6 protein-coding genes are annotated in these 3,974 nt (G+C 33.8%); 5 read left to right on the top strand and 1 reads right to left on the bottom strand.

Annotated features, from left to right (window positions below):
* Positions 1 to 3 precede the first annotated feature (3 nt).
* From ACT8VG_RS08310 to ACT8VG_RS08290, 5 genes are read left to right on the top strand one after another with little or no spacing between them, the layout of a single operon-like run.
* Positions 4 to 147, top strand: coding sequence for an RnfABCDGE type electron transport complex subunit D (locus tag ACT8VG_RS08310; RefSeq protein ID WP_444195610.1), 144 nt, complete (start codon positions 4 to 6; stop codon positions 145 to 147).
* Positions 144 to 764 (top strand): RnfABCDGE type electron transport complex subunit G, encoded by a 621-nt coding sequence (locus ACT8VG_RS08305; protein WP_444195609.1) that lies wholly within the window; start codon positions 144 to 146, stop codon positions 762 to 764. Before ACT8VG_RS08310 ends, ACT8VG_RS08305 begins: the two co-directional genes overlap by 4 nt.
* The gene (gene rsxE / locus ACT8VG_RS08300) at positions 757 to 1,452 is read left to right on the top strand and encodes an electron transport complex subunit RsxE (RefSeq protein ID WP_444195608.1); all 696 of its coding nucleotides are present in this window, start codon (positions 757 to 759) and stop codon (positions 1,450 to 1,452) included. Before ACT8VG_RS08305 ends, rsxE begins: the two co-directional genes overlap by 8 nt.
* Positions 1,452 to 2,024 carry an electron transport complex subunit RsxA gene (gene rsxA / locus ACT8VG_RS08295; protein ID WP_195920338.1) on the top strand — a complete coding sequence of 191 codons (573 nt, stop codon included), beginning with the start codon at positions 1,452 to 1,454 and terminating at the stop codon, positions 2,022 to 2,024. Before rsxE ends, rsxA begins: the two co-directional genes overlap by 1 nt.
* Positions 2,025 to 2,039: 15 nt before the next feature.
* The gene (locus tag ACT8VG_RS08290) at positions 2,040 to 2,825 is read left to right on the top strand and encodes an RnfABCDGE type electron transport complex subunit B (RefSeq protein ID WP_226793698.1); all 786 of its coding nucleotides are present in this window, start codon (positions 2,040 to 2,042) and stop codon (positions 2,823 to 2,825) included.
* A 24-nt stretch (positions 2,826 to 2,849) separates the two neighbouring features.
* Here the strand turns inward: ACT8VG_RS08290 and ACT8VG_RS08285 are convergent, their stop codons facing one another.
* On the bottom strand, positions 2,850 to 3,818 hold the full coding sequence (locus tag ACT8VG_RS08285) for an FAD:protein FMN transferase (protein WP_444195607.1): 969 nt from the start codon (positions 3,816 to 3,818) through the stop codon (positions 2,850 to 2,852).
* Between the last annotated feature and the right edge of the window lie 156 nt (positions 3,819 to 3,974).

The following is a 3,974-nucleotide window of genomic DNA, read 5'->3' as shown; positions in this document are numbered from 1 at the left end:
TTAATAGGAATACTCACTGGTTTATTTAGATTCTTTGGGACAACTACAGAAGGTTTTTCTTATGCTATTATTCTAGGAAATGTTGTTGTACCTCTTATTGTTAAATATACACTTCTCTATAAAACAAAGAAGGCGGTGGTATCATGAATATAAAGAGAATCATCAAGGATACATGCATCTTATTTATCATTACTATTGTATCTGGATGTCTCCTTGGTTTTGTTTATAATTCTACAAAAGATAAAATAGCCGCAAAACAAGAAGAAACAAAGCTTCTTGCCTATAAGAAGGTTATGAGTGAAGCAGATGATTTCAAGGCTGATTACAGTAAACTCATTCAACAAAGCCCAAAGCTTCTTACAAAAGATTATGGAAAGAATGGTATTGAAATCACCAATGCTTTAGGGGCTTATAAAGATAATAAATTACAAGGCTATGTCATTCAGGTGACTGATAAAGATGGCTTTGGTGGTGAAATAGAACTTATTATTGGAATTGATTTGAATAAACAGATTAAAGGTGTAGAAATCTTAACTATTAATGAAACAGTAGGGCTTGGTATGAACGCGAAGAATGAATCTTTTAGATTACAATATTTGAATAAGAAGGTGGATTCATTTGTTATTACTAAAACAGGTAAAGAGAAAGATAATGAAATTGATTCTCTTTCTAGTGCCACTATTACTTCTAAAGCAGTCACAAATGGTGTCAATGGTGCCCTTGATTTCTATGATCTGTTGAAAGGAGATGGACAACGTGAATAAATATATCAAACCTGTTTATAATGGCATTATTAAAGAAAATCCTACATTTGTCTTAATGTTAGGTATGTGTCCAACTCTTGCTGTCACAACTTCAGCTATGAGTGGGATGGGTATGGGACTCACGACAATGGCTGTACTTATTATGAGTAACTTTGTGATTTCCGCATTACGTAAGATTATTCCTGAACGTGTTAGAATTCCAGCTTATATAGTTATCGTGGCCACTCTTGTGACTGTTATACAGCTCCTATTACAGGCAAATCTTCCATCTTTATATGATACATTAGGTATTTATATTCCTCTTATTGTGGTCAACTGTATTATTTTAGGCCGTGCAGAAGCATTTGCATCTAAGAATAATCCTATTCTTTCTATATTAGATGGTGTAGGTATGGGTTTAGGATTTACTTTAGCCCTTACTTGTAATGGACTCGTGAGAGAACTTTTAGGAGCTGGTACTGCTTTTGGTTATACAATCATGCCAAAAGACTATGAACCTATTTCTATTTTTATCATGGCTACAGGGGCATTCTTTGTCTTATCCATGTTAACCGCAATACAAAATAAATTAAAACTACCAAGCGCAACCAACATTGAACATTCTTCTACACTAGAATGTGGCGGAGATTGCACACATTGTCATGGTATTACTTGCTTTGAAGAATATAAGAAGGAGGTGCAGAAATGATGAAAACATTACTTTTAACTTTAATTAGTGTCTCTTTAGTCAATAACGTTGTTTTATCTCAATTCTTAGGTTTATGTCCATTCTTAGGTGTTTCTAAGAAAATAGAAACAGCAGCAGGTATGGGAGGCGCCGTTATATTCGTTATTACGATTGCCTCAGCTGTCACTTCACTTCTTTATCGATTATTAGTGAAATTCCATGTAGAATATTTAGAAACAATTGCGTTTATTCTTATTATTGCAGCACTTGTCCAATTAGTAGAATTATTCTTAAAGAAATATTCACAAGGGCTATATCAGTCTCTAGGGGTTTATTTACCACTGATTACAACAAACTGTGCCGTACTTGGTGTGGCTTTGACGAATGTACAAAATCATTATAATTTCATCGCAAGTGTTGTCGCTGGTTTTGGAACAGCTGTAGGCTTCACTATATCTATTATTATTCTTGCAGGAATTAGAGAAAGAATAGAAGATAATGATATTCCTCATAGCTTCAAAGGGTCTCCTATTGTATTGATTACTGCAGGTTTGATGGCCATTGCCTTTATTGGCTTTTCAGGCTTGATTTAAAGGGGGAGAATGAATATGAAGTCAATTATGATTGCAACTCTCCTTGTTGGTTTGATAGGGCTATTTATTGGAATAGTTCTTGGTATTGCAAGTGAGAAGTTTAAGGTTGTTGTAGATGAAAAAGAACAGAAAATCAGATCTGTTCTTCCAGGTAATAACTGTGGTGCCTGTGGTTATCCAGGGTGTGATGGTTTAGCTCATGCGATTGCAAAAGGAGAAGCACCTAGTAATCAATGTCCTGTAGGAGGTAATGAAGTAGGCGCAAATATTGCTTCTATTTTAGGACAGCAAACACAGGCAAGTACACGTTATACAGCCTTTGTGAAATGTAAAGGAACTTGTGATAAAGTCACACCTGTGTCTGATTATTCAGGTATTAAAGATTGTTTAAGTGCTGCATTAGTACCAGGTAAAGGTGGTAAGATGTGTGTTTCAGGCTGTATTGGTTTAGGAAGCTGCGTACAGGCTTGTGATTTTAATGCAATCCATATTGTAGATGGTGTAGCTGTTGTAGATAAGGAAAAATGTAAAGGGTGTCAGAAATGTATGGAAGCATGTCCTAATCATCTGATTGAAATGGTACCTTATGAAGCGATACATCGTGTTCAATGTAATTCTCATGATAAGGGACCAGTTGTCACTAAAAGCTGTCAATCAGGTTGTATTGGCTGTCGTTTATGTACAAAGGTATGTCCAAATGGAGCGATTACTGTCGATGATTTCTTAGCCCATATAGATTATTCTAAATGTACAAATTGTGGGGCATGTGTAGAAAAATGTCCTAGAAAAGTCATTCAATAAAAAAATCCCTTTATTGGGATTTTTTTAAGAGTGATTGAAGTTTTTTGTATAAGTGATTTGATTATTTGTATCAATAAAGCATGCTTCTACATCGTCTAGCGATTCAATCAGTGCTTTGCCTTTTTCGAGTCCTAAAGAGAAACATACAGTACTTAATGCATCACCCTGCATTGAAGAAGGGGATACAATAGTGACAGAAGCGAGTCCGTTATCATAACTATAACCCGTACGAGGGTTTGAAATATGATGATAAACATGATGGTTCACTTTCATCTGTCGTTGATAAATGCCACTTGTTACAACTGATTTATCTTCTATTTTAGTACTTATAATAGATTCATCTGTTTTTTGAGGATTGGTGATTCCAATACGATATCCTTCTGTCATCTTATCTCCGACACATAGGATATTACCACCAAGATTAATCAAGGCATTATTGACTTTATGTTGGATTAAATACTCTTTAAGTTTATCTGCAATATATCCTTTCGCTATTGCACCTAAATCTATTATTGTATTAGGATTTTTATAGAGTATTTTTTTGTGATCACAGATAATATTTTGATAGTTAACTGTTTTAAGATTTTCTTTTATGAGAGTTTCATTGGGTAAAGTTACTTTATCACTCTTGAAATCCCATAAAGAACTCACAGCGCCAATCGTAATATCAAAAGCACCATGTGATAACTCACTATAATAAAGTCCCTGTTTAATGACAGAGGCGAGTTCGTTAGAAATAGTTTGGTATTGGGTCTTATTCTTATTATGATTAATTTGATAGAGTTCACTAGAAGTATTTGTGGTAGAGAAAAGTAGTTCATATTTCTTACATAAATCAAAGCACTTATTTATAATATTTTTTGAAGATGAATCATATAAAGTAATAGAGACAACTGTATCTAAACAGAACTCTTTCTGAGTAATGGGTTCATTATTAGGCTTACAGCCACTAAGTAAAGAAAAACATAGGATAAGTGAAAGTATTCTTTTCATAAAGCACCTCCTTATTCTATTATACAAGGAGAAAATAATGAAAAACAGAAAATATGATATTTATGTGTTGACTGTTTTATTGATTATAGTTGCTGCTGGTTTTCTTCTTCGTCCTCAGTCAAAAAGTAATATGATTAAAATTACTTTAAACAAAGA

The sequence above is a fragment of the Catenibacterium sp. genome (assembly GCF_052354645.1).
In the GTDB taxonomy this organism is placed as follows: Bacteria; Bacillota_I; Bacilli_A; order Erysipelotrichales; family Coprobacillaceae; genus Catenibacterium; species Catenibacterium mitsuoka_A.
Note: the sequence above shows the minus strand (reverse complement) of the source record. Positions and strands in the feature narration are given on the sequence as shown.

Bases quoted from the DNA above. Each gene is read 5' to 3' on its own strand.
- ACT8VG_RS08285 (WP_444195607.1), bottom strand. From the start codon at position 3,818: ATGAAAAGAATACTTTCACTTATCCTATGTTTTTCTTTACTTAGTGGC.
- rsxA (WP_195920338.1), top strand. From the start codon at position 1,452: ATGAAAACATTACTTTTAACTTTAATTAGTGTCTCTTTAGTCAATAAC.
- ACT8VG_RS08290 (WP_226793698.1), top strand. From the start codon at position 2,040: ATGAAGTCAATTATGATTGCAACTCTCCTTGTTGGTTTGATAGGGCTA.
- ACT8VG_RS08305 (WP_444195609.1), top strand. From the start codon at position 144: ATGAATATAAAGAGAATCATCAAGGATACATGCATCTTATTTATCATT.